Below are 26,581 nucleotides of genomic sequence, written 5' to 3'. Positions count from 1 at the left end.
GGGCCGACGCTCCTATAGCTTCACTTCGGAGATGAGGAGACGCCGGCTGCCACTCTTGTCGAGCAGCTCCAGGCGAAGGGCCTCGCTCACCTTCCAGAAAGGGGACTCCGTCTCTACAGCCACGAGGCCCTCCTCGCCTGGCCCGAGCAGCGCCCTGTCCATGTCCACGGAGCGCACCTTCACCGGGGTACCGTCTGGCCGGGTGAGGCGAGCCGCCCCTGGCTCCCAGGGCTTCTGCCCCGGAAGATTGAGCACGCGAACGACGGCGAGCGCCCAGGTGCCGGCGCGATACGCCTCCCCCGTCACCACGTTCAGTCCCCCCTGTGTACCCAGGGGTACCTCTATACGCTGGGCCTGTACGCCCTTGAGGTCGAGCCGCCCGAAGAAGACGAGCCCGGCGGGCCCACTCGCGCCCTGCAACGCGGCGAGCGCCGCCTCCTTCTCCGCCAGCATTGCTTCCAGCGCCTCCACGGAGCGTGGACGGCGCACCACCTCCACCTCCTTGTCCACCTGCGTGGAGTGGGAGACGAGGGAGAAGGTGGCGTACGCCGGGGTGGCGCCGTCGCGGTAGCGCACCCGTACACCCAGCTTCTCTCCGGAGCCCGGCTCCACCGCGGGCTCGAGGATGAGGGTCCGGTCGCCCACGTCCACCACCCGGAAGCGCGTTGTCCGCCCCTCCACTTCCACCGAGGCCCGATCGATGGGGGCGTCGAAGCGGAAGAGGGTGAGGGTGTTGGCCGCCACCCGCACCTCCGGCACCGGCTCGTCCGGGCTGGAGGGAATGACGATCTGCCGCTCTTGGCGCTCTCGGGTGGAGGGCTCGGCTGCCGAGGGCGTCGCCGGGGACAGGGTGAGGAGGACCAGGAGGTGAAGGGTCGATGGTAGTGCCAAAATGGGTGACCTCTGCGGTTCACCCTAGCAGAGGTCGCACCCGGGACAGCCAGCACCAAAGGGGCGAGGGTCTTTACAAACAGGCGCCGCGGGCCGCGTGTCACTTTTCCGCCGACGCCTCTCTACCGGAAAGGAGGACACCATGAAGCAGCTCCGTCTGGAGTTCGAGACGCCGTACCAGGTGACGTCCCTTCCGCTCTCCAACGGGCAGGCGGTCCACCGCATCGCGATCTCCGCCAACGGGGACGCGGTGCAGGTGTCGCTGGATCCGAACATCTGCCAGCTCGATGCCTTCGGCGACACCACCGCCTGCACGAGGATCGCCATTCGCGTGTTCGAGGCGAAGCTCTCGCTTCTCGAGGAGCGCGACGGCAGGAGGCTGTTCGCACTCAAGCCGCAGAGCGACGGTGAGCCCGCGCTGCGACTCGTGCTGAATCCGGCGCGAAAGGGGCACGCCGCGTCTGCCCGCCTGCTCGTGCTCGACGCGGCGGGGGCGATCAAGGCCGTGGTCGCGCTCGAACAGCCTCCGAGCAAGTGAGCGCCAGGTTCGCTGGAGGGGAGGGAAGCCAGGGTGTGTCAACCGGCCTCCCTCACGTCAGGTTCGTGCCATCACCGGAAACCGATGGGGCCCAGGCGGCAGCGCCAGGTTGCGCACGAAGAGGTAGGCCTCCGTGTCCTCGCCAACGACACCTGCCTGGGGCCACCAGCGCTCGGGCGTGAAGCCGAAGTGGACCGCGGTGATGGGCTGGTCAATCAATCGCGGGATGTGGGGGCGCAGGTCGAAGAGCTCGCGCGCGAAGATGTCGTCGATATACAGCGTGCCGTCCTCGACGCTGGCGAACACCCAGGCATCGGCGCGCAGCTGGCGCAGCGGTCGTGAGAAGGCAGTCGCCGCATACCAGCTCGCGATTCTCGCATGGCCGCGCGCGCCGAACCGCTCGGTCACCGCGAGCCCCTCGTCGCACAGCGAGACCAGTCCCGCGCGGACGTCGGCCTCGGCCAGCTCGAGCACCGGCGCGGGCTCGCCTCCCGGCTCCGCGTGGAACGCGGCACCGAACAGCGCCTGCTCCCGAGGCGTGAACCCGAAGCGCGGATAGAAGCCGAGCACGTTCTTGTTGGCGAACAACAGCACGGGCGCGTCGCCGCAATGCTCGAGCGCCGCCTGCATCACCACCCGCGACAACCCCTGGCCACGGTGGGAGGGCACGCAGCCGACCGCGCCGAGCTGGTAGCCGATGACCTCGCGGCCCTCGACACGCAGCCGCATCCGCATCACCGACGCGTTGGCCACCACGCGCCCCTCGTCGAGCACCACGAAGGCGCGGTAGTCGTCGTTCCATTCGCCCCACGCGCACCAGCGCCGGAAGTCCACGGTGCGGAAGACCTGAGGCACGTAGTCACAGAAGGCGGCTTGCAGTGCGCGGTCCCGGTGGTCGATTTCCACGGCGGCGGGGGTCGTCATGAAGGCAGTCTCCCCCATCCCGCCGGGTTGCGCTCAACGGCCCGTGCGAATTCCGCTCCCTCACTCCAGATAGGCCGGGAACTTCGGCAGTGCGCGCACGTCCTCCGGCGCATGCTGCACCACGAAGCGCCCGTGGGAGTCCTTGACGAGCGCCTCGGCCCGGTCGAGGGACTCGATCATCTGCGGACGGCTGAAGCTGAAGTGCGGCACGACATGGTTCCGCCAGTTCTCGCGCGTATGGCAGAGGTCGCCCGACAGGACGAACGTGCCCGCCCGCGGAAGCCGGACGACGAGCGACTGATGTCCGGGGGTATGCCCGGGCGTCTGGACGATGCGCACGCTGCCGTCGCCGAAGACGTCGGCATCGCCGTCGAGGAGCTGCAGCTTCGCCGTGCGATACGCGGAGAACACCGTCGCATCCACACCCAGTGGCGTCGGGGTCTGGGTCGCCCACTCGAGCTCGCGCCTCTGGAGGATCCACGTGGACGAGGTGAACGCGTTGGCATTGCCGGCATGGTCGGCATGCAGATGTGAAAGGGCGACGTAGCGCACATCCGCGTGCTCGAGACCGAGCTGCCTCAATTGAGCGCTCAGCGGAGTATCGACGTAGGTCCGGTTCCCCACCGGGTCGGCCCCGGGCGCCTGGGCAAGGGAGTCACTCAGCCCCGTGTCCCACAAGAACACGCCCTGGGGATGCCGGATCAAGAAGCACGGGACGGTGAGCGTGCCGGCCTGACCCGTGGGCGCGCCGCTGCCCGAGAAGAAGCCCATGTCATTGATTTCGATCCGGCCGCAGTCGAGCACGTAGAGACGAATCGCAGGTGCATCCTCGGCGGTGGAGCCCGGCGCGCCGGCGGCGGGTGACCTCGCCCCGGCGCACGCGGCGCCAAGCACGGGCAAGAGCATGAACAAAAGCAGGCGAGGGATTCGGGACATGTTCTTCTTCATCTCCAGTTGTCGGCTCGGGACCCGAGTCTCCATTCTGTAATTTCGGGTACGAAAAATGTCGAAGCAAAACCGCCCCCGCACACGCGGCCACGCTCGACGTCCCGTGCCCATCAGGTCCTGAAGGCAGATGCCGCCGCCGGATTGTCGCGCTGCGTATCGCACACGGGCGCGAAACCGCGCAGAATACGAGGCCGGACGGCAGCGGAGACACACGAATGGATGTCAAAGGCGTTGCGTTCCTGGCACGACAGGCCCAGGCGGAGCAGACCTTCGGAGTGGAGCGGTGGCGCGCGTTCCTCGCCGAGCAGGCGAAGCGGGACCCCCTCTTCGCCCAGCCGGTGCTGCCGGTGACGCGCATCCCGGCGGATGCCTTCCTGCGGCTCAATGACGCCCTGACCCGGCAGTTCTACGCGGGGGATCCGCAGGCCTACTGGAAGTACGGCGTGAAGTCCGCCGAGTACGCGCTGAGTCTGGGTCAGCTCAAGGCCATCTTCAGCAAGGGGGAGCACCGGCGCTTCGCGCTGTTTACTCCGGGCATCTGGAAGGGCTACTTCACCGCGGGAGACCTGACGGCGCAGATCAACGGCAACGTGGCGGAGCTGCGCATCACCGGCGTGCCCCGGCCGCACATCTACTTCGAGCTGTCGGTGATGGGCTTCGCGTCCGGCGGAATCGCCTACCTGAGTGGCATGGAGATTTCGCACGAGGTGCTCAAGGGCTTCAGCCGGGGCGACCCGGAGGTCGTCTACCGATTCACCCTGCCCTCTTGAGCGGTCGGGCCCGCACACGGAAGCTCGACCGTGAAGGTCGCCCCCTCTCCCGGTTGGCTCTCGACCTGGAGCGTCCCCCCATGCGCCTCGGCGATCCCTCGGCTGATGTACAGGCCGAGGCCCAATCCGCCGTAGTGCCTCTCCGAGACGGCGCGCTCGAAGCGGCCGAAGATCCGGGCACGCTGGCTCGGCTCGATGCCGATTCCATGGTCCGTGACGCTCAAGCGTGCTCTTCCGTCCCGCATCCCGATGTGGAGCTCGATGGGCCGACCCGCTCCGAACTTGATGGCATTGGACAGGAGGTTGGCGACGACCTGCCCGAGGCGGGTGCGATCCCACGAGCCCACGGCCCGGGCGTCTTCCTGGACCGAGATGGGACACCGGGCCCGTGCCAACTCGGGTGCGAAGTGCTCGAGCGTCTCGCGGACGACGGCCCCGAGCTCGACATCCATGAGCTCCAGGGGAAGGCGCCCCGAGTGCAGCAGTGAGACGTCGAGGAGGGCGCGGTTCAGTCTGCCGAGGCGTGCTCCCTGCAGCAGCGCGCGCTCGAGCTGCCTCTTCAGCTCCTGTGGCTCGACACGCCGTCCCACCTGGATGGACCTGAGCAGGGCTTGAAGTGAGAGCGTGAGGGAGGTCAGCGGCGTATTGAACTCATGCGAGGCGACGGACAGGAATTCGTCCCGCACACGGATGGCCTCCTGGGTCTTCCTGTAGAGCCGCGCATTATCGATGGCGGTCGCGGCGCGGCGAGCCACCTCTTGTGCCAGCTCGAGCTCGGCGCTCCCGTAGCGAAACCCCGGCTCGCCCGAAACGAGGCTGATCGCCCCGAGCAACTCTCCACGTGTCATGATGGGCACGACCAGCGCCGAGCGGCTCCCCAGTGCATGGATGAGCTGCCGATGCTCCTCGTCGTCGGTCATACGCCGGATGATGTCGTCGGACAGCTCCGGCAGGACGAGTGGCTGGTGGCTGCGCTGCACCCGGGTCGCCCCATGAGCCGAACCCTGGGTAGGCGGATGACGCAGTTGGAGCTTGCGGAGCAGGGTTTCCTTCGCGGGATCGGCGTGCGCACCGGCCAGGCGGCGGAGCGCCCCATCCTCCACGAGGTCGATCACACACCAGTCGGCCATCGAGCGGACACACAGCCGGCTGAGCCGCGTGAGTGTCGCCTCGTACTGGAGTGACTCCGAGAGGAGCTCTCCCGCCTCGGCGAGGAACCTCGAGCGGCGCTCCGCGAGCTCGGCCATCGACCGGGCCGATTGCTCCCTGGAGAGCAGCAGCGCGTTCTCCAGGGAGATGGCGGCCTGGGAGGCGAGCAGCTCGAGCGCGGCGAGCCGCTCGGGCGTGAACGCGCCGGGGACGAGGTCGTTCTCCAGATACAGCAGACCGACCACCTCGGCCTGCCGGAGGATGGGCAGACACAGGAGCGACCTGGGCCGGGCGTGGGCCATGTACGCGTCCGAGGCGTATTTCACGGCCGTGGCGGCGTCGTCGAGGATGACGCGCTCCTTCGTCCGCACCACGTAATGGACGATCGAGACGGGGACGAGCGTCGACGACGAGAGGGGCTGTGACTGCAGGACCTGTGTCACCACCCCTCTTCCCTCGACGAGTGTCGCCTCGGCCTCGATCGACAGGGCACCCCCCCTGGAGAGGAGCAGGCAGCCCTTCTGCGCTCCGCCCTGCTCGAGCACGACCTCGAGCAGCTTGCGCAGGAGTTTGTCGAGGATGATCTCCCCCGAGATGCTCTGCGACGCCTTGAATACCGAGAGCAGATCCAGCTGCTCGGTCCGGGCGGAGATGGTGACCAGGGGCTCGAGGGGCTGTCTCTCCACGAGGTGGGGATGACGCTGGTCGAGCCACTTCACCTTGCCTTCGGCTCCCCAGCGCACATAGCAGGCGCGGGCCTCGCGCAGGTAGGTGTCGGCGATCAGCTCGAGCCCACGTGTCCGGTAGAACCGCGACGCGAACTCGTAGGCGAGCCCCTCGTGCTGCACGAGGCCGTTCGTCCGGGCCGACCGGATGGACTCCTCGTAGAGCCGCATGGCCTCCTCACCCCTGCCCGACAGGCGGGCGAGCTCCGCGGAGACGAGGAGATGAGCGCTCTGGAAGGTCGGCGGGTAGAGCTCCGCCCATTCCCGGAGCTGCTCGTGGTGCGCGGAGAGGTCATCCAGGGCTTCTCGCCGCTGTTCGGATGGGAGCTCGGAGTAGACGGCCGCCAGCGCCAGGGCGTCATGGAAATGGAAGAGATAGACGTGGACCAGGGCGAGGCAGGACCCCAGCAGTGCCTTGCCCCGCCTGCCCGCGGCGAGGGCCTCCGCGTAGTCACCCGCCATGAACAGCGCCGCGAGCCGCATCAAATGGTACAGGCACATCACCGTCTTGTTCTGCCCCCCGAGCAACCGGGACTCGAGCTCCGCCTCGCTGAAGCGCTCGTCGTCGAAGCTCGAGAGGTGCCGGGTCTCCCCCCGCAGGGCCTGGACGAGGCGATCCACGATGAGAGTGGTATCGAGGGCATCCTGGAATCTGGCCCGTTGGATGAAGTCGAGGCCCCGCCCTGATTCGCGATGGACGTCGGCCAGGGTATCGCCCCGCACGAACATCTGGCTGACGATGTGGTGCCAGGCGTAACAGCTCGCCAGCACGTCTCCGTCCTCTTCGCCGACCCTGATGGCGGTGCGCAGGAACTCCAGGCCCGTGTCGATGGGGCGGCTCCAGAACGAGACGACCCCCAGGCACGAGTACATCTTCGCCTTGTAGGCGATGAGCTCGGACCTCCCGGACAACTCGAGGGCGAGCCTGGCGAACCGGTATCCCTCCTCGTACCGGTGATACGCGTGGCACAGGACCATGCCGAACCAGGCGTAGTTGGGCGGCGAGGTGGCGGCATTGCCGTGGCGAAGGCTGAGGAGCATCGCGTGGCAGAGGGAGAGGCTGAGGAGGTGGAGGTCCGAGGAGAACGCGGGCACGCGCAGATTGGTCAGGATGTTCATGGCGGCCTGCACGTCGGGGTCCGTCATGGGGGGCTGCGCGAGGAGCTCCTCGATAGGCCGGTTGCCGAGATGGTTCCAGACCGAGCGGTAGACCTGCTCCACCTCGCTCGCCGAGGGATTCGGCGACATCTCGATCCCAAACATCCGAAGCCCCGCGAGCGCGGTCTCGATGCACTCGCGGAGCTCACCCCGGGTGAGGTGGGTGTTGATCTGGATGCAGATGACGGCGGCCTTGTCGACGCGAGTCCGGGCGTGCCGCAGGAGCACGGGGAAGAGCCGCCCGGCCTCGTCGGAGTTTCCGCTCAGGAACTCGCAATGCGCCCGTTCCAGGAACGACTCGTAGGTGAGTCTGTACTGGTGCTCCCAGGAGTCCCTGTCGAGCATCTCCATTCCCGTGGCGAGGTAGCTGGTGGCGATCCGGTAGGCCGCGGAGGCCTTGGCCTTGCGCGCGGCGCGCAGGTTCAGCTCCGCGATACGGGTTCGTTCCCCCGGCTCCGTCACCATGGCCGCGCCCAGATCGAGCTGCGTCACGACGTCGAAGAGCCGCTCCTCGAGCTCGTCCGGCGGGGTACGAGCCATGAGCAGACGGCCGATCCGCAGGTGCAGCTCATCCCTGTGTCCCTCGGACAGGAGCGAGTAGGCGGCCAGTTGCACGCGGTCGTGCGCGAAGGCGTAGGCATCTCGCGAGGAGAGGACGAGCCCCTCGCGGATCGCACCACACAGGTCCTGGCGGGTTTCCTCCTCGGACCTCCCTCCCGCCAGCGCGAGCAGGGCTATCTTTCCCTTGCTGCCGATGCAGGCCGCGGTTTCGAGGACGTCCTGCACGGTGGCGGGCAGCCCCACGAGCTTCCCGAGCAGGAAGTCGACGACGTTGTCCGTGTAGCCCTTCTGGCGGATCCGCTCGATGTCCCAGCGCCAGGTCGCGGAGGACTCGTCGAACTCGAGCAGTCGCTCCTCATACAGGGTCGTCAGGAACTGGAGGATGAAGAAGGGGGTGCCCGCCGTCTTCTCGTAGACCAGGGTGGCCAGAGGGCGGACATGCTCCCGGTCCACCGCGCGCACGGTGTCCGCCACGAGCTGGACCACGTGCTCCAACCGGAGCGGCTCGAGGACGAGCCCACTCACCCGCGCGGAGGTCTTCCGTATCCGCTCGAGGGCCATCGTGAGCGGGTGCGAGGCGGAGACCTCGTTGTCACGCCAGGTCCCGATGAGGAGCAGGTGGCGCGTCCCGGGCGCGACGAGGAGATCCTCGATGAGGCCGAGGCTGCTCGAGTCGACCCATTGAAGATCATCGAGGAAGAGGACGAGGGGGTGTTCGCGTGTGGCGAATACCCCCAGGAACTTCCGGAAGACGCCGCGGAATCGCCGCTCCGCCTCGGTGGGCGGTAGCTCGGGAACGGGCGGCAATCTTCCGAGGAGGTGCTCGAGCGGGGGGAGCAGGTCGAGGATCAGCTTGCCGTTCGAACCGAGCGCCTCCCAGAGCGCCTGCTTCGTGGCGCGCAGCCGCTCCTCGTCCTCGGCCAGCAGGTCGAGCACGAGCGCCTTGAAGGCCTGGGCCACGGTGGCATACGGAACGTTCCTCGCGTACGGCTCGAACTTGCCCGACAGGAACTTCCCTCCGGCCCGGACGACGGTTTCGTGGAGCTCGCGCACGAGGGAGGACTTGCCGATGCCGGAGTTTCCGCCCACGAGCACGAGCTCTGGCGTCCCCCGGGTCACCACGCGGCCGAGGGCGTCGCGCAGGTGGGCCAGCTCGGCCTCGCGTCCGTAGAGCTTCTGGGGAATCCGCAGGAGGCCGGAGACGTCCCGCTCTCCCAGGGGGAACGGCTCGAGGGCGCCGTGCTCGCGCCATTGCGCCAGGCACCTTTCCAGGTCATGGGCGAGGCCGTGTGCGCTCTGGTAGCGCTCGTCCGCCGTCTTGGCCAGGAGCTTCATCACGATGCGCGAGAGCGTCTCGGGCACCCCCGGGACGACCTCGGAGGGCGAGGGAGGCAGGCGGGCGATGTGGGAATGGACCCACTCCAGGGGATCTCTCGCGTCGAACGGAAGCCTGCCCGTGAGCATCTGGTAGTACGTGACGCCGAGCGAGTAGAGATCGGAGCGGCTGTCGATCGCCCGGTTCGTCCGTCCGGTCTGCTCGGGAGACATATAGGGCAGGGAGCCCTCGATATGACGCGGACTGCGCGGGGACGTGTGCTCGCGAGGGAGACGCGAGGCGATACTGAAGTCCGTCAGCTTCACCTCACCCGTGGAGGCCCTGACGAGGATGTTCTGGGGCTTGAGGTTCTTGTGGACGACGCTGCGCCGATGGACGTCCGCGACCGCCGCCGTGATGCGCAGAGCAAGCGCGAGGAAACGCCCGGTGTCCATCGGTGAGCCGAGGAGGTGATCGAGCGGTTCGCCGCCGAAATCCTCCAGGATGAGGACCGGGAGGCCCTCGTACGTCCCGAGGGCGAGTGGACTGATGACGCTCCGGACGTCCAGTGTCTTGCCAATCTCCAGCTCATGCTTCAAGCGCTCGAGGTCCTGGGGACGGCCGCGCTTCGAGTCGATGACCTTGAGGATGACCGGTTGGTGATCTGAATTCCGGAAGGCGCGAAGCAGACGCGTGCCACTGCCTGCCTGGAGGGTCTCGACAATGGTGTAGGCAGAGGCGGTGTTCGTCGTCATGGCCATTGCGGCCCCCCATCGGCCATGGAATGGCCGACGCGCGCGAGCCGGCAACGCCACGACGCCAGGAAATCGTACGAACCCGGTGGGACCGGATCAACCCCGAGCCCGCTGCGCCCTTGCTCGGAGAGTGGCCTAACGCGAATGCTGTTTCAGGAAGTCCCACATGATGGAGGTGGCATCGGGACCGGAGGGGTCCGAGAACAGGTAGGAGGGATCTCCACCGGGCCAGGCGTGATCCATGCCGTGGAGCTCGTACTTCTGGACCAGTAGACGGCCGGCGTACTGGTAATCCTTGACGGTGTAGGCGCGACCGCCGGGCGCGCTGCCATACCAGACGCGGGTGGGCGCGTAGGGCACGCTGTCGTTGTTGGCACCGTCATCACCGTAATCGTTGGTCTGCAGGAACTGCCGCACCACCTGCTCGCCGTTGATCGGGTTGACGACGGTATCCTCGGTGCCGTGGAGGACGAGCACGGGCACCTGCCAGCGAGGCCTGCCCGAGCACTCCCAGGCGTCACGGCCGCGGTCATCGGGGTTGTAGATGCTGCCGAAGACCATGGCATAGGCGCTGCCGGAGGCGGTGGTCGCCGCCTTGTACATCGCCCCGGCCCCCACCATGCCGGCGGCGAATACATCCGAATAACAGGCGAGCAGGATGCTGCTCATGACCGCGCCCGCGGAGACTCCCCCGACATAGACACGGTGGTTGTCCACCGTGTAACGGCTCTTCACCCAGCCCACCATGCCCACGATGAGGGAAGGCTCACCGATGCCACGCTCCTGGTTGGTGGCGATCATGAAATTCCAACATTGTGTGCCATTGGTGATCGTCGCCTGGTTCGGGTAGAGCACCAGGAACTTCTCCGCGTCCGCTTTCTGATTCAGCCGCGAGAGGCCGGCGAATTGATCTGGATTCTGGAAGCAGCCGTGCAGCGCCACCACCAGCGGGAGCGCCTGTCCCGGCTGATAACCAGTCGGGACCCAGAGCTGGAAACCTCGGGAGCCCCAGACACTCGTGTAGTTGCCATGAACCCACGAGCCGGCATGGGCCGGGGCTCCAGACAGCGCGACGAGCACGAGCAGCAACACACCGATGCGCGCGAAAACGCCATCACTCCGCTTCATGGTCCTCTCCTTGCTACCTGCTTCAGCGTGGGCACTTCATCCGCGAGCTCCCAGCATGCGGAGCGCCAGCTCGGCATGGATGTTGGCGAGGGAGTCGATATCGAGTGCCCCGCCCGGCTCGTACCAATACGGGATGCGCACACCCATCGCGGAGATCGCCGCCGCGGTCGCGACCGGGTGGGGAGGGGAGAACCGGCCCAGTGCCACGCCGCGCTCGATGACCTGGAGCAGCAGGGCGGCGGACTGCTGGCGCAGCACCAGCGCTGGTGCGGCGAGCTCGGGTGGCAGTGCGTTGACCTCCTCGTTCACCACGACCGCCAAGAGCGGATGGGTCGCATGCGTGACGGTATGGGCCCGGATGAGCGCTCGCACCTGCGCCTCTGGCGCGTTGCCCGCGTCCAGCATCGCCGTGCGGAGCGCCTCGTGATGCGCCTCATGGCCGACCTGGACCAGCGCGGCGAGGATGTGCTCCTTGGAGGGGAAGTGCGAGTACAGCGCGCTGGGCTGTAGCTCCAGCTCCTTCGCGACATCCCGGATCGACGTGCCGTGAAACCCCTGGCTCGCGAAGAGCCTCAGGGCCGCCTCGAGAATCCGTCGTCGGGTGCCCTCGGGCACCGTCCGCGGAAGGGGCTCCTTCTGGACCTGCAGACGTGACCGTGGAAGGGGACGCATGACCCGCCTTGCTGAACGAACGTTCGTTCGGCTAGACTCCATAACATGAACTAACGGCCCTGTTCAATCGCTCGCATGAGCGAACGCTCGTTCAGGTGCTGGCCGGACTCGAGGACCCACCATGCCCAGGCTCCAGCTCGATGGCTCATCCCTTCACTTCGAGGAGTCCGGCGCGGGCGCGCCCGTCCTGCTCCTCCATGGACTCGGCTCCTCGGGACAGGATTGGGAGCTCGTGGCGCCCCGGCTCGCCGCCCACCGCCGCGTCATCGTTCCCGACATCCGGGGCCACGGGCGCAGCGACAAGCCGGCGGGGCCCTATGGGGTGCCGCTCTTCGCCCGGGACATCGCGGCCTTCTGCGACCGGCTGGGCCTGGCCCGCGTGGATGTCGTCGGCCTCTCGATGGGAGGGATGATCGGCTTCCAGCTCGCGGTGGATCGCCCGGAGCTCGTGCGCAGCCTGGTCGTCATCAACAGCGGGCCGGACATGGTTGCGCGAACGCTGCGCCTGAAGCTCTCGTTCGCGCTGCGGATGGCGATCCTGAAGCTCCTCGGACCGAGGACCCTGGCCAGGGTGATCGCTCCGAAGCTCTTTCCCAAGCCGGAGCAGGCGGAGCTACGGCGCCGGGTCGTGGAGTCGCTCGGGGCCAACGAGCCGGACGCCTATCGGCGCGCGACCCGCGGGCTCGCTGGCTGGACCGTCCTGGAGCGGCTGAAGGACATCACGTGTCCTGTCCTGGTCCTCGCCTCGGATCGTGACTACACACCGCTGTCCGTGAAGAAGGCGTATGTCGACCTGCTCGGGAACGCCCGTCTCCAGGAGCTGAAGGACTCCGGCCACGCCGCCCCGCTCGACCAGCCCGAGCAGATCGTCGAGGCGGTGAAGGGGTTCTACCGCGAGCTCGAGGGGACAGCCCACGACACGCGAGGCCTGGGCGGGCGCTAGTGGAGTGTCCACGAAGTCCTTGGACATGGTCCGAGAGCCCGTGGATGTCCCCTCTCCCTCTGGGAGAGGGAGCATGCGCAACACGACCAGGTCCACGAACTTCGTGGACACTCCACTAGTGGTTGACGAAAGCGCTCAGCCCGAGAGCACGCCAAGCCCGAAGAGGAGCAGCGTCTGCATGAGCACGAGGAGGTGGGACCAACCGCGTCCGGTCTCGATGTCGAACCGCAGCCACACGAAGGTGAGCAGCGGGTTGATGAGGATGAGGGCCCAGATGCCAGGCAGCGTCCGGGTCAGGACGGCTGTCCCAACGAGCGCCACGATCAGCAGATTGCCCACGTGGACGAGACGTCTCGCGGCCGGTACTCCCAGCACGACCGGCAACGAGGGAATGCCCGCCACGGCATCTCCACGCACATCTCGGATGTCCCAGAGGACCTCCACCGTCCAGACCGCCAGGAACATGCAGGCGGCGGCGACCCAGAATGCCACTCCGAGGCCGGCGCCGGAGTGCAGGCCGGGGTAGAGGACGGTCATGAGCGTCCATCCGAATGCGCTGCTCACGTTCTTGATGCCGAACAGACGCTTCAGGCCGAAGGTCTCCACGCCCGAGCGGAAACCATAGAACCAGCCGAGCAGCAGTCCCATCAACACCACGAGCACACCGGCCGCGCGCCCCACGAGCAGGGCGCCCCCGAGAGCGAGGATCGACCCGAGAAGGCAGGACACCCGGATGAGCCCCTGCGCCTGTTCGGCCGCGGCGAGCTCGTCTGGACAGTTCACCGCGTCCTCGAGGACATCGTTGAGCCTGTTCCACTGATAGATGCTGAGCACCAGCACCGGAACCACGAACAGGTCCACCCCCAGGAGGGGAGTGCCCATCATGCGACTCCAGGCCCAGGTCGCCGCGAGCGAGCAGGCGGCCACGTGGAGCTTGTTCCGGATGAGCCACTGGAGGACGGCCCGCCACGTGCCCTGGTCGCGGTGCACGGGGGCCAGTGACAACCGCAAGGGACGGCTCATGAGTGGAACTCCGAGGGCGGGTGCTGCCCCTCCGAGGCCTGCGTCGGAGCTGACGGTGGGGGAGGCGCTCCGGCTCGGGAGGGCTGTGGCTCGGGGCAGCGATTCTCGACGACCCTGTCCTCCCGCCCGCGATCTCCCAGCACGTACCCGGCGATGGCCCCGAGCAACGTCGAGACATGCGAGCTCTCCAGTTGCCCCACCAGGCTCAGGGTGACGATGACGATGATGATGTACGTCACCGTGACGAACTTGATGAGCGGCCCCCGCTTCACGAGGTCGACGAGATCACCCAGGGCTTTATTCCGGGCGAACAGCCAGGCAATGAGCACCCACGCGATGGAGATGGCGGCGATGCCCATGCCGTACATCCACAAGACCAGGTCGGGAGTCAGCTCGAACTGCTTCGAGCTCTCGGGAGCCTGAGCCAGGACGAGGACTGGCATGAGGATGAGCCCAACGGCCAGGGCGAGGCGTGAGCCGTGGAGCGATCTGCTGGACATGGCGGACTGAGCCTCCGACGTGGAGGATAGGGCGCCAAAGCCTGACAGCCAGGAGCCATCTCCCCATCCAGCCCCGGAGGGCGATACCGTGTGCTGCCTTCACGACAGCCCTCCCCCCGCGGATGACCGGAGGAGCGTTGCGTATCCGAAGGTCCACTCGGCTCGCCTGGCTCACGGGCACCGGCCCGCCCATCGGTTCATTCCTCCTGGTTCCGTCCACGCGGAAGCAGGGTGATGACACGTCTTCCGAACAACCGGGCATCCAGCGAATACGCGCCGGGTCCGAGCAGCACCACCGCCGCCGCGGCCAGCAACTGGATGCCTGCCTCGGGAAGGCTCGTGCCCCCCGACACCAGGAGCGCGTAGAGCTCGAGCAGACAACACGTGACCGCGAAGACAGGTGTCAGGAGCCCCAGCCAGAGACCCAGGACCAGGAGTGCGAGCAGCGCTTGCCCCAGCGCTCCGCGGGATGGCTGAAACAGCAGGGGCAGAGTCACCGCCAGCCGCAACAACAGCAGGCCGACCCCAGGGCCACCGTCCGGAAACATGGAGAAGAGACGTTGCACCAGCGCAGGCTACCCGCTGGTGGAACGCGACAGAACCTGGGATAAGCGAGTCCATCCTCCCTCTTTCGAGGGATCCCGACAAGGGTGACCACGAGTATCTTGTTCATACGCCGATGACTTCCACGGGCCCGATCATTCGCATCCTGGTCGTCGACGACCATCCCCTGCTGCGCGAAGGGCTCAGTGCCATGATCTCCGGGCAATCGGACATGGCGCTGGTCGCCGAAGCGGAGAATGGCGAGCAGGCCTTGCAAGCCTTCCGCCACCATCGGCCCGACATCACGCTGATGGATGTGCGGATGCCCACCATGGGCGGCATCGATGCAATCACCGCGATCCGCACCGAGTTCCCCACGGCCCGGATCATCGTCCTGACGACCTACGAGGGCGACGCACAGGCGCTGCGCGCCATCAAGGCCGGTGCGTCCGGTTATCTGCTCAAGAGCATGCTGCGCAAGGAGCTGGTGGAGACGATCCGCAGCGTGCACGCGGGACGTCGCCGCATCTCCGCGGACATCGCCTCCGAGATGGCCGAGCACATGGCGGACGACGAGCTGACGGCACGCGAGCGCGACGTCCTGGCCCACGTCGCCGCCGGGAACGCCAACAAGGAGGTCGCCGCCCGGATGGGCATCTCCGAGGAGACGGTCAAGACGCACATGAAGAACGTCCTGACCAAGCTCGGCGCCAAGGACAGGACGCATGCGGTGGTGGTCGCGCTGAAGCGGGGCATCATCGACATCTGAGCCCGATGGGCCCGGGCCGCTCAGCGGCCTCCGCCAACGATGCACCGCAACCGGTTGCGCCAGGTCCGCTTCGGATCTCCGCGATACACGACCGCCGCCGGGACGCGCAGCTCCACTTCCGTCCCCGACTCGCTGCGGCACCAGATGTCCAGCCGCGCTCCGATCTTCCGCGCCCGCTCGCGCATGCCCGACAGGCCCCAGTGTCCGTGCCGTCCTCCCGCCTGGAGGACTTCCTCATCGATGCCGCATCCGTCGTCTCGGACGCGCAGGCGCAGCTCGCCGTAATCATAGGTGAGCTCCACCTCGATCCGCCGCGCGTTGGCATGCTGCCACGCGTTCACCAACGCCTCGCGGCCGATGCGCAGAATCTCATCGCGCACGAGCGGGTCCAGCGACGCGGGCTGCCCCTCCACCACCACGTGGAATCCCTCCGGAGGATTCAGCTCGAGATCCTCCCCCACCCCGGCGAGGGCCTGGGACAGCTCTCCCGTGCTCTCCGAAGCGGCGCGCAGGCCCTTCACCCGGTCGCGCCCCTCGCCCAGGACAGCTTCGGCACGATCCAACGCCTTCTCCATCGCGACGCGCACGGGCGCGTCCGCCGGGAGCAGCTCCGCCACGGATTGGAAACGCAGGATCAACCCCTGGATGCCCTGCAGCAGCGTGTCGTGCAGCTCCCGAGCGATGCGCTCGCGCTCGCGGTGACGCTCCTCCAACAGGGCGCGCATGCGCGCCCTCACCTGGCGCAGCCGCAGCAGGAACAGCATCCACAACCCCGCCAGGGCCGAGGCGATGCACAAGGCGCGGAACCACCACGTCTGGAAGAACGCCGGTGGCAGGATGAGCTCGAGCGTCGCGCCCGTCTCGTTCCAGACGCCGTCGTTGTTGGCGGCGATGACACGGAAGCGGTATCGCCCGGGCTCCAGATGCATGTAGTACGCCTCGCGCCTCGTGCCGACGTCCTGCCACGCCTCGTCCACGCCTTCGAGGCGGTAGCGGAAGCGCACGCGCTCGGGAACGGCGAAGCTCAACGCCGTGTAATCGATCTCGATGTTCATCGTCCGCGCCGGCACCGTGAGCGACGGGCCCGGTGCGAGCAGCCGGCCATCCACGCGCACCGCGCGGATGTGCACCGGGGGGGGCAACGGGTTGCGGAAGATGCGTGTCGGGTCGATCCACACCACGCCATTGCTGGTCGCGAACCACAGCCTGCCGTCGGTGCCCTGCACCGCGGTGGGCAGCGGACGCAACAGGGTGGGCCGCGCCGGCAGGCCATCGAGGAAGTCGAAGCGCTCGCCGCGCGCGAGCTGGCTCGGATCGGCGACGACGCGCGCCACCTCCTCCGCGCTGAAGTGGAAGATGCCCGGCACCGCGTGGATCCACAGGCCACCATCCGGCATCTCCAGGATGCCAGCGACACCGCGCAAGGGCTCGCCGCTGGCCACGCCGAAGGGGTGGAAGCGCTGCCCGTCGAAATGAACGAGACCGAACTGCCCCCCCACCCACAACCGCCGCCCGGCGCGCAGCGCGGTCACCACTCCCAGGTGGAGCCCGTCCGCGGCGCCGTAGCGGCGCACGAGACCCTGGTCGACCCTGGCGACCGCGTCATTGAACCCCAGCCAGACACCGCCCCACGCGTCAGTCGTCGCGGAAAGGATGCGCGTCCGCGCGGCCATCCCGAGCTGTTCGTCCATGCGCGTCCACGCGCCGTCCTTCCAGCGCAGCAGCCCGCCCATCGACATGGCGACCCACAACCCACCGGCCGCGTCCTTCGTCATCGCCTGGACCTGCAGGGTGTTCGCTTCGACGGGAACCGTGGCGACGAGCACGGGACGGCCGTCCTCGATGCGCCAGATGCCATTCGAGGTTCCGAACCACACGATGCCGTCCGGATCGCGATACGCGCAGCGGATCGGCTCATCGAGCGCGGCGAACTCGACCTGCTTGTCGTGCAGCCGCATCAGGGGCCGGTTGGTGCTGCCCGCCCAGAGGGCCCCGTCATCGCCCGCGGCCAGCGCGAAGTCGTGCGAGCCGCGCGGAAACTCCGCCAGCACCAGGGAGCTGTGGCGGAAGCAGTCGAGCCCCCCGCTGGTGCCAACCCAGATGTTCCCTTCCCGGTCCTGGATCAGCGGCCAGACATAGTCCGCGCTGAGGCCATCCTTCTCGGTGAAGATCTCCGCGGCCGGATCGAACCGTCCGATGCGCCGGTCACCCAGACGTTCGGCATGGGGCACACGGCGCATGCCATCGCCGAGCGTGCTGAGCCACAGGCTGCCTTCGCGGTCGAACACCATCCCACCCGACTGCACCTCGATCCTCGCTGGCGCGGGGAGAGGCTCCCCATTCGCGCGCACCACGGGCCGCACGTTGCCATCCAGCTCGGCGATCCAGATCACCCCATCGGGTGCCTGCGCGATCCTCCCCACCCACCCCACGCGCACCCCGGTATCGCGGAACGAATGACTCCCCCTCGGAAGGAACACGAGCGTATCCGCCGCCGAGACCCACAACGTCCCGTCGCGATCGACGAACAGCGCCGTGGCCTGCGTGCCCGGGAAGTTCCAGTCCGCGCCCACGCGATGCCAGCGCCCGTCCCGCAGGCGGAGGAGCCCGGCCTGCCTGCTGCCGGTCCAGACGGCTCCGTCCGCGTCGAACGCGAATGACGCCAGCTGGTACGGCGACAGCCCCTGTGCCTCGCCATAGCGGGTGAGCTGCCCGTCCTTCAGGTAGGCCGCGCCGCCATGCTGGAAGCCGATCCACAACCCGCCATCGGGTGAAGCCACCAGCGTCTGGATGCTGGTGACGGGGTCACCGCTGGGCGGCTCGAAACGTTCGAAGCGGACGCCGTCGAAGCTGTAGAGCGTCGCCGCGGCGGCCATCCAGAGGAAACCGTCACGGGTCTGCGCGATCGCGGAGATCTGGCCCGGTGCGCCGTCCTTGATGGTCCAGCGCGAGTGATAGAACTGGCCGATGCTGCGGTCGCGGCCATTCGTTTGCGCGGGAGCGACCCCGCCACACAGCAGGAACGCGCAGAGGCACAGCGGGCCCCAACCGCGCAACGACTGCTCCCAGCGAAGGCTCGTCGCGTCCATCATCCGTTCCGCGTTCCTCTCGCGATACGCAGTTCTCTCCCGACCCTACCCGGGATGTGGCGGGCCCACATCCCCGTGAGGGCGGTCAAACCCAACGAGCAGACCGCAATCCGCGGGACGCGTCATGCCTCTTCCGAGGTAGCTCGCCGCCCCCGCCAGACGGTAGCCAGTCCTCACTCGTCCTCGTGACGAACCCAACGCATCGTCCTGCCACAGTCCCTGGCAAATCCATGAATCCCATGCCCCCGTCCACCCTGGTCACTGGAACAGAGTACGAACGACTGCTGTCCAGTCTCCGGCTGAAGAGCACCTGGGCGATAGGAGATGAGCCCGCCGGGACCGCCCCCCCGGAGGGCGTGGACGGTGCGCCGATGGCCGCACGCGTACGAGACAGCGGGGCGGAGCCCGGACCGTGGCGTTCGGTGTTGGACGTGCTCGAGGAGCAGTCACGGCTGCATGCCAACCGCGTCGCGATCGCGGACGCCGCCGTCACGGTGACCTATGCGCAGCTGCGCAAGCGCAGCCGCATCCTCGCCGGGATGATGCGAGCCCGGGGGATCGGGCGCGGGGATGTGGTCGCCGTCGTGATGGACCGCGGACCCGCCTTCGTCGAGACCCTGATCGCCATCTGGCGGGTCGGTGCGGCCTATCTCCCGCTGGCTCCCTCGCACCCGGCGGCCTGGCGCGAGGAGGTCATCCGCAAGGCGGGGGCGACGCTGGTGGTGGACCTGTCGCCGGACAGCGCCGTCCCGGGCGTGCCCTACCTCGACCTCGGCGGTGCTCCCCGCACCGTGCCAGAGAGCGAGGACGCGGCGGGTGGTGCGGCGCTCACCCCGGAGGATCTGGCGTACATCATCTGCACGTCCGGCTCGAGCGGTGAGCCCAAGCTGGTCATGATCGAACATCGGGGGGTCGCCAATCTGATCCACGCCCAGCGGGACTCCCTGGGGGCGCTGGGGCCAGACACACGGGTGCTGCAGTTCGCCCACCCGGCCTTCGACGGGGCCTTGTTCGACATCCTGCTGGCGCTGGCCCATGGCGGCCGTCTGGAGACCATCGACGCCACGCGGATCTCCGGTGAGCCGCTGGCCGACGTGCTGCTCACCCGCCACATCACCCACGCGGTGCTGCCCGCGGCTGTCGTGCGCACGCTGAACCCGGGCCGGTTCACCCACCTCGAGGTGGTGCTGAGCATCGGTGACGTGTGCCTCCCGGAGACCGCTCGGCAATGGGCGGCATTCCACCGCTTCGTCAACGGCTACGGCCCGACGGAGGTGACGGTGGCCAGCACGCTGCACACCGTGGGAGCCCAGAACGGCGAGCGGGTGCCCATCGGCCGTCCCATCTCCCACTCCCACGCCGTCCTGCTCGACGACCACCTGCGGCCGGTTCCCAACGGGATGCCGGGGGAGATCTGCATCGGTGGGGCCGGTGTCGGGCGAGGGTATCTGGGGCAGCCCGGCCTCACCGCCGAGCGGTTCATTCCCGATCCCTTCAGCCCGGTGCCGGGAAGCCGACTGTATCGCAGCGGCGATGTCGGCAGACAGCTGGCCAACGGGACGATCGAATTCCTCGGCCGGCGCGACAACCAGGTCAAGGTCCGTGGCGCGCGCATCGAGCTGGACCAGGTCGAGGCCGCACTGCTCGCGCTGCCGAACGTGCGTGACGCGGTAGCCGTCATCGACGCGCGCGGTGAGCGTCTCCTGGGCTACGTGATACCGGTCGCCGGAGCGGAGCTGTCGGCCGACGCGGTACGCGCCGAGCTCCGCCATCACCTGCCCGGCTATCTGGTACCGGATGTGCTCGTGCCGGTCGACGCGTGGCCGTTGACCACGAGCGGCAAGGTCGACCGCGCCAGCCTGCCCCGGCCACAACGGCCGGACAGCATCGACGACCAGCCTCCTCGCACTCCCGAGGAAGAGGCGCTGGCGGGAATCGCGGCGGAGTTGCTCGGGCTGGAACGGGTGGGGGTGCACGACAACCTGTTCGAGCTGGGGGGCCATTCCCTGTTCGCCACCCAGCTCGTCGCCCGGGTGCGCGGCGCGCTGGGGGCGCACCTTGAGCTGAGTGCCGTTCTCCAGGCCCCCACGGTGGCCGAGATCGCGGCGCGGCTCGGTGACCGGCGCGACGACGCGGAGTCGGGCCCGCGGGTGGCTGAACCCGGCGCGGAGCTCGCTCCGTCGTACGCCCAGCAGCGGGTGTGGCTGATGCACAAGCTCAACCCGGACGCGGGGGCCTACCACACGCAAGCGGTGCTCAGGCTGGCGGGCGAGCTGGACATCACGGCGCTTCACGCCAGCCTCACCGACATCGTCCGGCGCCACGGCGTGCTGCGCACACGCTTCCCCGAGATGGATGGGGAGCTGCGGTGTGAGGTGGATCCACCCTGGGAGGTGGAGGTTCCGCTACGGGACATCAGCGGCGAGGACGAAGCCCGGCAGGAGGCCCTCGTCGGTGCGGCCGTCCGCGAGATGCTCCAGACACCGTTCTCGCTCGCCGACGGCAGACCGTTCCGCTGGCTGCTGCTCAGGCTCGGCGCGGACGAGCACGTCTTCGTGCATGTCGAGCACCACATCGTGCACGACGGCTGGTCGTTCCTCGTCTTCGTCCGCGACCTGATCGACGGTTACACCGACTTCGTGCGCCACGGCCAGGTGCGGCACCCGGACCTGCCCGTGCAGTACTCCGACTACGCGCGCTGGCAACGCGAGTGGTGCGGCACCGAGGCCGCGGCGGCGCAGCGCCGCTTCTGGCGCCAGGAGCTGGAAGGCGCCGAGACCGTGCTCCAGCTCCCCCGCCGCATCGAGCCCGGGTCGAGGAAGTTCCGCGGAATGGCGCCCCGGATGGAGATCGACGGTGAGCTCGCGCGCCGCTTGCAGGCATTGGCCGACCGGAACAACACGTCGCTGTTCAACACGCTCCTCGCGGCGTTCTTCGTCCTGCTGCACAGGTATACCGGCTCACGGGACATCCTCGTTGGCTCCGCGGTCGCCAACCGGCGCTGGCAGGCCACCGAGAACCTGCTGGGGATGTTCGTCAACAACGTCGTGATGCGCGGCCGGTTGCACGGAGACCCCTCGTTCGAGGAGCTCCTGGCGCGGGTGCGGCGGACCTCCCTGGCGGCCTACGACCACCAGGAGTTGCCGTACGAGATGATCTTCGCGGAGTCGCCCGCGCGGCACCATGGCGGGTTCAACCCGTTGATCCAGGCCATGTTCAGCTTCCACGACTCGACCCCCGGCGCGCTCGGCGCGTCCCCGCTCGAGGTCTCCATCGTCGAAGGACTCAGCAACGGCTCGGCCAAGTTCGAGCTGTCCGTCGTCGCGGTCCCCCGCTACGCCGAGCCGGGGCACATCAGCAGACTGGCTGGGGACATCGTGCACATCCCCCGGTCCGACGAGCCCTTGCGTCCCAGCCCGCGCTCGTCCCTGCGAGGCATCCTGCTCGCCTGGGAGTTCGACTCCGACCTCTTCGAGGAGTTCTTCATCACGGGAATGCTGTCCGCCTACCAGCGGCTGCTGCATGCCATCACCTCCGCCCCGGACACCCCGGTGTCGAGACTGGCCCTGCTGGATGACGCGGAACGGCGGGCGCTCGTCTCCTCGGGTCCCAGGGTTGACGCACCGTCGGGATGGTTGCCCGGCTTCGTCGATCACTGGGCCGAGCGCACTCCGGATGCACCCGCCGTGACGTCCGGTCCCTCGCCGATGTCCTACCGCGAGCTCACGCACCTGGCGGGACGGCTGGCGCGGCATCTGCGCGGGATGGGGATCGATCGCGGCGACGTGGTGGCGGTGTGCGCCCCGCATTCGGCCGAGCTCGTCGTGGCACAACTGGGCATCCTGAAGTCGGGGGCGGCCTACCTCCCGATGGATCCCCACCATCCTCCTTCCCACCTGGAGAGGCTCGTCCAGGACTCCGGGGCACGCGCCGTGGTCACGACGGCGGAGCTGGCCCATCGGGTCACGGGCATCCCGGTCGTGTTGGTGGACGACGTCCCCGACGCGCCGGAGCTCCCGCTGCCCTCGGGCGCGCCCACCGACCTCGCGTACGTCATCTACACGTCCGGGTCGACCGGCAGGCCCAAGGGCGTCCAGATCGAGCACCGCTCGGTCGTGGCCCGTCTGTACGGAACGGACATTGTCGACCTGGGTCCGGGCAAGACGATGCTGGCCATGGTGTCGCCCACCTTCGACGTGTCGGTGCTGGAGCTCTGGGGGCCGCTGCTGAAGGGCGCGGCGATCCACTTCCTGCCGCCCGGCTGGGACCTGCACGGCCTGGCGCGGTGCCTCACCCGCAGTGCGGTCACCCACTGCATGCTCACGCCCGCCGTGTTCCACCCCCTGGTGGCGGAGATCCCGGAGGCGTTCGACCACCTGGAGCGGATCCTGGTCGGGGGCGATGTCGTCTCTCCGGACGCGTTCCGCGCGCTGCGACGCAGGGGGGTCACGCGGGTGACGAACGCCTACGGCCCCACGGAGGCAACCATCGTGGTCAGCGGTCAGCGGCTCGAAGACTGGCACGACGTCGAGGGTGCCAGTGTGCCGATCGGCCGGGCACTGTCCAACTCCCAGCTCGTCGTGCTCGACGAGCACCTTCAGGTGGTGCCGCCGGGCGTGGTCGGGGAGATCTGCATCGGCGGAGCTGTCGTCGGGCGGGGATACCTCGGCATGCCGGAGCTCACGTCCGAGCGGTTCGTGGCGAACCCGTTCGGATCGTCACCGGACGAACGGCTGTACCGCACCGGGGACCTGGGCCGGTGGCACCCCGGCGGTGTGATCGAGTTCCTGGGCCGCCGCGATGAACAGGTGAAGATCCGCGGCTTCCGGGTGGAGCTGGGCGAAGTGCGGACCGCCCTGGCCGCCCATCCCGGGGTGACCGATGCCGTCGCGCTCGTCGATCGGACGGGGAGCGAGCCGCGGCTCATCGGCTACGTCCTGGCCGCCCCGGGGTCGGCGGTGTCCGGTCAGGCCGTGCGCGAGGACGTGGCGCGCAGGTTGCCCGGACACCTCGTGCCCGGGGTCGTCGTAGTCCTCGACGCGTGGCCGTTGACCACCCATGGCAAGCTCGACCGGGCCCGCCTGCCAGGACCGCGAGGGAACGCGGACGCGCCGTTCACGGCACCGAGGAACGAGACCGAGAGCCAGATCGCCGCGCTCGCCGCCGAGCTGCTGAAGGTGGACCGGGTCGGTGTCCACGACAACCTGTTCGAGCTGGGCATGCATTCCTTGCTGGCCCTGAGGCTCGCCTCACGGGTGAGCAGGGCGACCGGCCGGGAGGTCGGTCTCGCCACCATCCTCGCGGGCCCGACCGTCGCGAAGCTGGCCAACGCGCTCACCACCCTGCCGCCCGCACGGCCCACCATCGAGAGACGGCCGCGCGCATGACGAACGCGTTCCCGATGTCCTTCGCCCAGCAGCGGCTGTGTTTCCTCCACTGGCTCGAGCCCTCGGGATTCGCCCAGAGCACGGCCCGCTGCTTCCGGGTGACGGGCCCGCTGGACACCACCGCCGTGCGTGCGGCCGTGGACGTACTGGTGGCCCGGCACGAGTCGCTGCGGACCGTCTTTCCACTCGGCACGCACCAACACGTGCTGCCAGACGGACGCGGACACGTGCAGGTGCTCGACGTGCCGGACGAAGCCGAGGCGCCGCGGCACGCGGAGGCCGTCGTCTCCCAGCCATTCGACATCGAGCACGGGCCGCTGCTGCGGATCACCGTGCTCCGATCGGGTCCGGAGCTGCACTTCCTCGTGTTCTCGGCGCATCTCCTGGTGGCCGATGGATGCTCGCTGCAGATCCTCTTCGAGGAGCTGGCCCTCACCTACCGGGCGGCGGTCACCGGTGAGCCCGCCGGGTTGCCCGAGCTGCCCGTGCGGTACACGGACTGGGCGGAGTGGCAGAGGGAGCAGCTCACCGACTCGCGGCGCGCGGAGTTGTCACGCTGGTGGTGTCAGCGGCTGTCCGGACTCCCGCTGATGCTGGACCTCGTCCCGCCCCGCCGCGCGCTGGGGCGGGGGCGGCGCATGCATCGCGCTCTGCCCGCGGAGGTCGTCGCGGGGGTGCGCGCGTTGGCGAGCGCCGAGCGTCAGACCGTGTTCACGGTCCTGTCCGCCGCCTGGGGAGTGGTGCTCGGGCACTTCGCGAGCAGACCCCAGGTGCTGCTCGGCCTGGCCGTGGCCAACCGCGAACCCCTGGAGATCGAGCGCGTGCTCGGGTTCTTCGTCAACACCGTCGCGCTCCCGATTGACCTGAGCGGAGACCCCGACTTCCGCGAGCTGCTCGTGAGGGTAGCCGAGTCCCTGGCCGCGTCCTACGAGCACAAGGATCTGCCCTTCGAGCAGCTCGTCGCCGAGCTCGCCCCACCGAGAGACCCCACCCGGTCACCGCTCGTGCAGGTCAACTTCGCCCACCACCCGGTGGGCACGATCGGCGCGATGGAGCTGCACGGCTGCTCGGTGACGGAGCAGTTGCTGGACTTCGCCACCGCCAAGTTCGAGCTCACCCTTCGCGTCGAGGAGACCCCCAGCGGCACGAGCGTCGCCTGGGCCGAGTTCGACGAGAGCCTGTTCGACACCGGCTTCGTCGACGGCCTGCTGTCGGCCTACGAGAAGGTCCTGCGCGCCGCCGCGCCCGGTGTGCCGGTGTCTCGCTTGCTGCCCCCGCGCTCCGCGACCGAGCGGGCCCTCACCCGGATCTTCGCCGACGTGCTGGGTCTCGAGTCCGTCGGCCCGCATGACGACTTCTTCCGTCTCGGTGGCCATTCCCTGCAGCTGATCGACCTCGTGGTCCGGGTACGTGCCGAGCTCGACCGGCACATCGGGCTGCGCGACCTGTACGCAACCCCGACGGTGGCTGGAGCCGCCGCACTTCTCGAGCACCCAGGAGCGTCACGATGAGCGATTCCTATCCGCTGCCCAAGAACTGGCGCTGCCCGCTGGACCCTCCCGCCGAGTACAAGCGGCTCAGGCAAGAAGCTCCGGTGACTCGCGTCCAGGTGTGGGACGGCAGCACGCCGTGGCTCATCACCCGCTACGAGCATGCATACGAGGCCCTCGGCGACCCGCGGCTGAGCCTGGACTTCAGGTTGCCGGGCTTCCCGCACACGTCGCCCACATCGGCCGCCCGGGTGGAACGGGTTCTTCCGTTTCCGTTCCGCGAGGATGCGGAGTACCGGGTCCAGCGGGCCATGCTCGTGCAGGAGTTCTCGCCCCGGCGGATGGAGACCCTGCGACCGCGAATCCAGAGCATCGTCGACGAGAGGCTCGACGCGATGCTGGCCGGGCCGAGGCCGACCGACCTGCTGGCGGCCTTCGCGCTCCCCGTGGCCATTCGCGTCATCTGTGAGCTGCTCGGCGTCCCCTATGACGACTACGTGTACCTGCACGGCCTGAGTTGCACGATCGGCTCCCGCGACTCGCCGAAGGACGAGGCCGGACGGGCCCTGGAGGAGATGGACGGCTATTTCCAACGTCTGGTGGAGGCGAACGTCAGCAACCCCGGTGACACCCTCGTCGGCCGCATCGTGGCCGAGCACGTGCGGAAGGGAGCGCTGAGCAAGCAGGACGCGTCCGCCATGTTCCAGATGCTGTTCCACGCCGGGCACGGCCCCACCGCGTACATGATCTGCATGGGCACGATGGCGCTGGTGCTCGACCCGGACCAGCTCCGCGAGTTCCGCGCGGTGGCGGATGAGCCCCGCCAGCTCTCCGCGGCCATCCAGGAATTGATGCGCTACGTCACCGTCTCGCACAGCGGCAGACAACGAGTCGCCACGGAGGACATCACCCTGGGCGGCCAGCTCATCCGCGCCGGAGAAGGCGTCCTCGTCCAGACGGACTCGGCCAACCGCGACGAGAGGGTCTTCCCCAACCCGGACCGCCTGGACATCCACCGCACACCGCATCGCAACCTCGCCCTCGGCCATGGAATCCACCTGTGCACGGGGCGCGCGCTCGCCCTCATCGAGCTCGAGGTGGTGTTCCGCACGCTGTTCCAGCGCGTCCCCACCCTGCGGCTGGCCGTGCCCGTCGAGGACATCCCCTTCAAGCAGAACGACAACCTGCTCGGCGTGCACGAGATGCCAGTCACCTGGTAGCCCGCATCCACGCGCCTCCTGGCATCCACGAAGGCTGTGATCCGCCTCGCTCTCGGGGTGTGAGGCGGCTCACAGCACCGATG

General features: G+C 68.5%; 17 protein-coding genes. 7 read left to right on the top strand and 10 right to left on the bottom strand.

From position 1 onward, the window contains the following. Nucleotides 1-12: 12 nt before the first annotated feature. Nucleotides 13-891: a DUF2381 family protein gene (locus JRI60_RS01440; protein WP_343213388.1), complete on the bottom strand. Its 879-nt coding sequence runs from the start codon at nucleotides 889-891 to the stop codon at nucleotides 13-15. A 142-nt stretch (nucleotides 892-1,033) separates the two neighbouring features. Between JRI60_RS01440 and JRI60_RS01435 the strand changes: the two genes are divergently transcribed. After that, complete coding sequence (locus JRI60_RS01435) at nucleotides 1,034-1,429, top strand: hypothetical protein (RefSeq protein WP_204224005.1); 396 nt, start codon at nucleotides 1,034-1,036, stop codon at nucleotides 1,427-1,429. Between the two features lie 57 nt (nucleotides 1,430-1,486). On the opposite strand, the gene JRI60_RS01430 is transcribed toward JRI60_RS01435, so the two are convergent. Further along, nucleotides 1,487-2,353: a GNAT family N-acetyltransferase gene (locus tag JRI60_RS01430; protein ID WP_204224004.1), complete on the bottom strand. Its 867-nt coding sequence runs from the start codon at nucleotides 2,351-2,353 to the stop codon at nucleotides 1,487-1,489. A 60-nt stretch (nucleotides 2,354-2,413) separates the two neighbouring features. Continuing rightward, nucleotides 2,414-3,301 (bottom strand): N-acyl homoserine lactonase family protein, encoded by an 888-nt coding sequence (locus tag JRI60_RS01425; RefSeq protein WP_239470282.1) that lies wholly within the window; start codon nucleotides 3,299-3,301, stop codon nucleotides 2,414-2,416. Between the two features lie 215 nt (nucleotides 3,302-3,516). On the opposite strand from JRI60_RS01425, the gene JRI60_RS01420 reads away from it, so the two are divergent. After that, the gene (locus JRI60_RS01420; protein ID WP_204224003.1) at nucleotides 3,517-4,071 is read left to right on the top strand and encodes a hypothetical protein; all 555 of its coding nucleotides are present in this window, start codon (nucleotides 3,517-3,519) and stop codon (nucleotides 4,069-4,071) included. Here JRI60_RS01420 and JRI60_RS01415 read toward each other — a convergent pair. The 3 genes from JRI60_RS01415 to JRI60_RS01405 all read right to left on the bottom strand — a co-directional run bounded on the left by JRI60_RS01415 (nucleotide 4,047) and on the right by JRI60_RS01405 (nucleotide 11,477). After that, nucleotides 4,047-9,734 carry a sensor histidine kinase gene (locus JRI60_RS01415; RefSeq protein ID WP_239470281.1) on the bottom strand — a complete coding sequence of 1,896 codons (5,688 nt, stop codon included), beginning with the start codon at nucleotides 9,732-9,734 and terminating at the stop codon, nucleotides 4,047-4,049. The two genes, JRI60_RS01420 and JRI60_RS01415, sit on opposite strands and share 25 nt — an antisense overlap. 135 nt (nucleotides 9,735-9,869) lie before the next feature. Next, nucleotides 9,870-10,862: an extracellular catalytic domain type 1 short-chain-length polyhydroxyalkanoate depolymerase gene (locus JRI60_RS01410; protein ID WP_204224001.1), complete on the bottom strand. Its 993-nt coding sequence runs from the start codon at nucleotides 10,860-10,862 to the stop codon at nucleotides 9,870-9,872. 36 nt (nucleotides 10,863-10,898) lie between these two features. Then, on the bottom strand, nucleotides 10,899-11,477 hold the full coding sequence (locus tag JRI60_RS01405) for a TetR/AcrR family transcriptional regulator (protein WP_239470280.1): 579 nt from the start codon (nucleotides 11,475-11,477) through the stop codon (nucleotides 10,899-10,901). 178 nt (nucleotides 11,478-11,655) lie between these two features. Here JRI60_RS01405 and JRI60_RS01400 point away from each other — a divergent pair, with 178 nt between their 5' ends. Next, nucleotides 11,656-12,477, top strand: a complete 822-nt coding sequence (locus tag JRI60_RS01400; protein WP_204223999.1) for an alpha/beta fold hydrolase — start codon at nucleotides 11,656-11,658, stop codon at nucleotides 12,475-12,477. 135 nt (nucleotides 12,478-12,612) lie between these two features. Here JRI60_RS01400 and JRI60_RS01395 read toward each other — a convergent pair whose 3' ends face one another. The 3 genes from JRI60_RS01395 to JRI60_RS01385 all read right to left on the bottom strand — a co-directional run bounded on the left by JRI60_RS01395 (nucleotide 12,613) and on the right by JRI60_RS01385 (nucleotide 14,566). Continuing rightward, nucleotides 12,613-13,500 carry a UbiA family prenyltransferase gene (locus tag JRI60_RS01395; protein WP_204223998.1) on the bottom strand — a complete coding sequence of 296 codons (888 nt, stop codon included), beginning with the start codon at nucleotides 13,498-13,500 and terminating at the stop codon, nucleotides 12,613-12,615. Next, complete coding sequence (locus JRI60_RS01390; protein WP_204223997.1) at nucleotides 13,497-14,000, bottom strand: hypothetical protein; 504 nt, start codon at nucleotides 13,998-14,000, stop codon at nucleotides 13,497-13,499. Before JRI60_RS01390 ends, JRI60_RS01395 begins: the two co-directional genes overlap by 4 nt. Nucleotides 14,001-14,197: 197 nt before the next feature. Continuing rightward, nucleotides 14,198-14,566, bottom strand: a complete 369-nt coding sequence (locus JRI60_RS01385) for a hypothetical protein (protein WP_204223996.1) — start codon at nucleotides 14,564-14,566, stop codon at nucleotides 14,198-14,200. Between the two features lie 113 nt (nucleotides 14,567-14,679). Between JRI60_RS01385 and JRI60_RS01380 the strand changes: the two genes are divergently transcribed. Further along, on the top strand, nucleotides 14,680-15,312 hold the full coding sequence (locus tag JRI60_RS01380; protein ID WP_204223995.1) for a response regulator: 633 nt from the start codon (nucleotides 14,680-14,682) through the stop codon (nucleotides 15,310-15,312). A gap of 20 nt (nucleotides 15,313-15,332) precedes the next feature. Here JRI60_RS01380 and JRI60_RS01375 read toward each other — a convergent pair whose 3' ends face one another. After that, nucleotides 15,333-18,404, bottom strand: a complete 3,072-nt coding sequence (locus JRI60_RS01375) for a sensor histidine kinase (protein ID WP_204223994.1) — start codon at nucleotides 18,402-18,404, stop codon at nucleotides 15,333-15,335. 236 nt (nucleotides 18,405-18,640) lie between these two features. On the opposite strand from JRI60_RS01375, the gene JRI60_RS01370 reads away from it, so the two are divergent. The 3 genes from JRI60_RS01370 to JRI60_RS01360 are packed head-to-tail and all read left to right on the top strand — an operon-like array spanning nucleotide 18,641 to nucleotide 26,498. Beyond that, nucleotides 18,641-23,788: a non-ribosomal peptide synthetase gene (locus JRI60_RS01370; RefSeq protein ID WP_239470279.1), complete on the top strand. Its 5,148-nt coding sequence runs from the start codon at nucleotides 18,641-18,643 to the stop codon at nucleotides 23,786-23,788. Continuing rightward, nucleotides 23,785-25,299: a condensation domain-containing protein gene (locus JRI60_RS01365; RefSeq protein WP_204223992.1), complete on the top strand. Its 1,515-nt coding sequence runs from the start codon at nucleotides 23,785-23,787 to the stop codon at nucleotides 25,297-25,299. The genes JRI60_RS01370 and JRI60_RS01365 overlap by 4 nt, the downstream gene beginning before the upstream one ends. Continuing rightward, nucleotides 25,296-26,498, top strand: coding sequence for a cytochrome P450 (locus JRI60_RS01360; RefSeq protein ID WP_204223991.1), 1,203 nt, complete (start codon nucleotides 25,296-25,298; stop codon nucleotides 26,496-26,498). The genes JRI60_RS01365 and JRI60_RS01360 overlap by 4 nt, the downstream gene beginning before the upstream one ends. Nucleotides 26,499-26,581 lie beyond the last annotated feature (83 nt).

Origin of the sequence: Archangium violaceum, from assembly GCF_016887565.1 — a bacterium.
In the GTDB taxonomy this organism is placed as follows: domain Bacteria; phylum Myxococcota; class Myxococcia; order Myxococcales; family Myxococcaceae; genus Archangium; species Archangium violaceum_B.
Note: the sequence above shows the minus strand (reverse complement) of the source record. Positions and strands in the feature narration are given on the sequence as shown.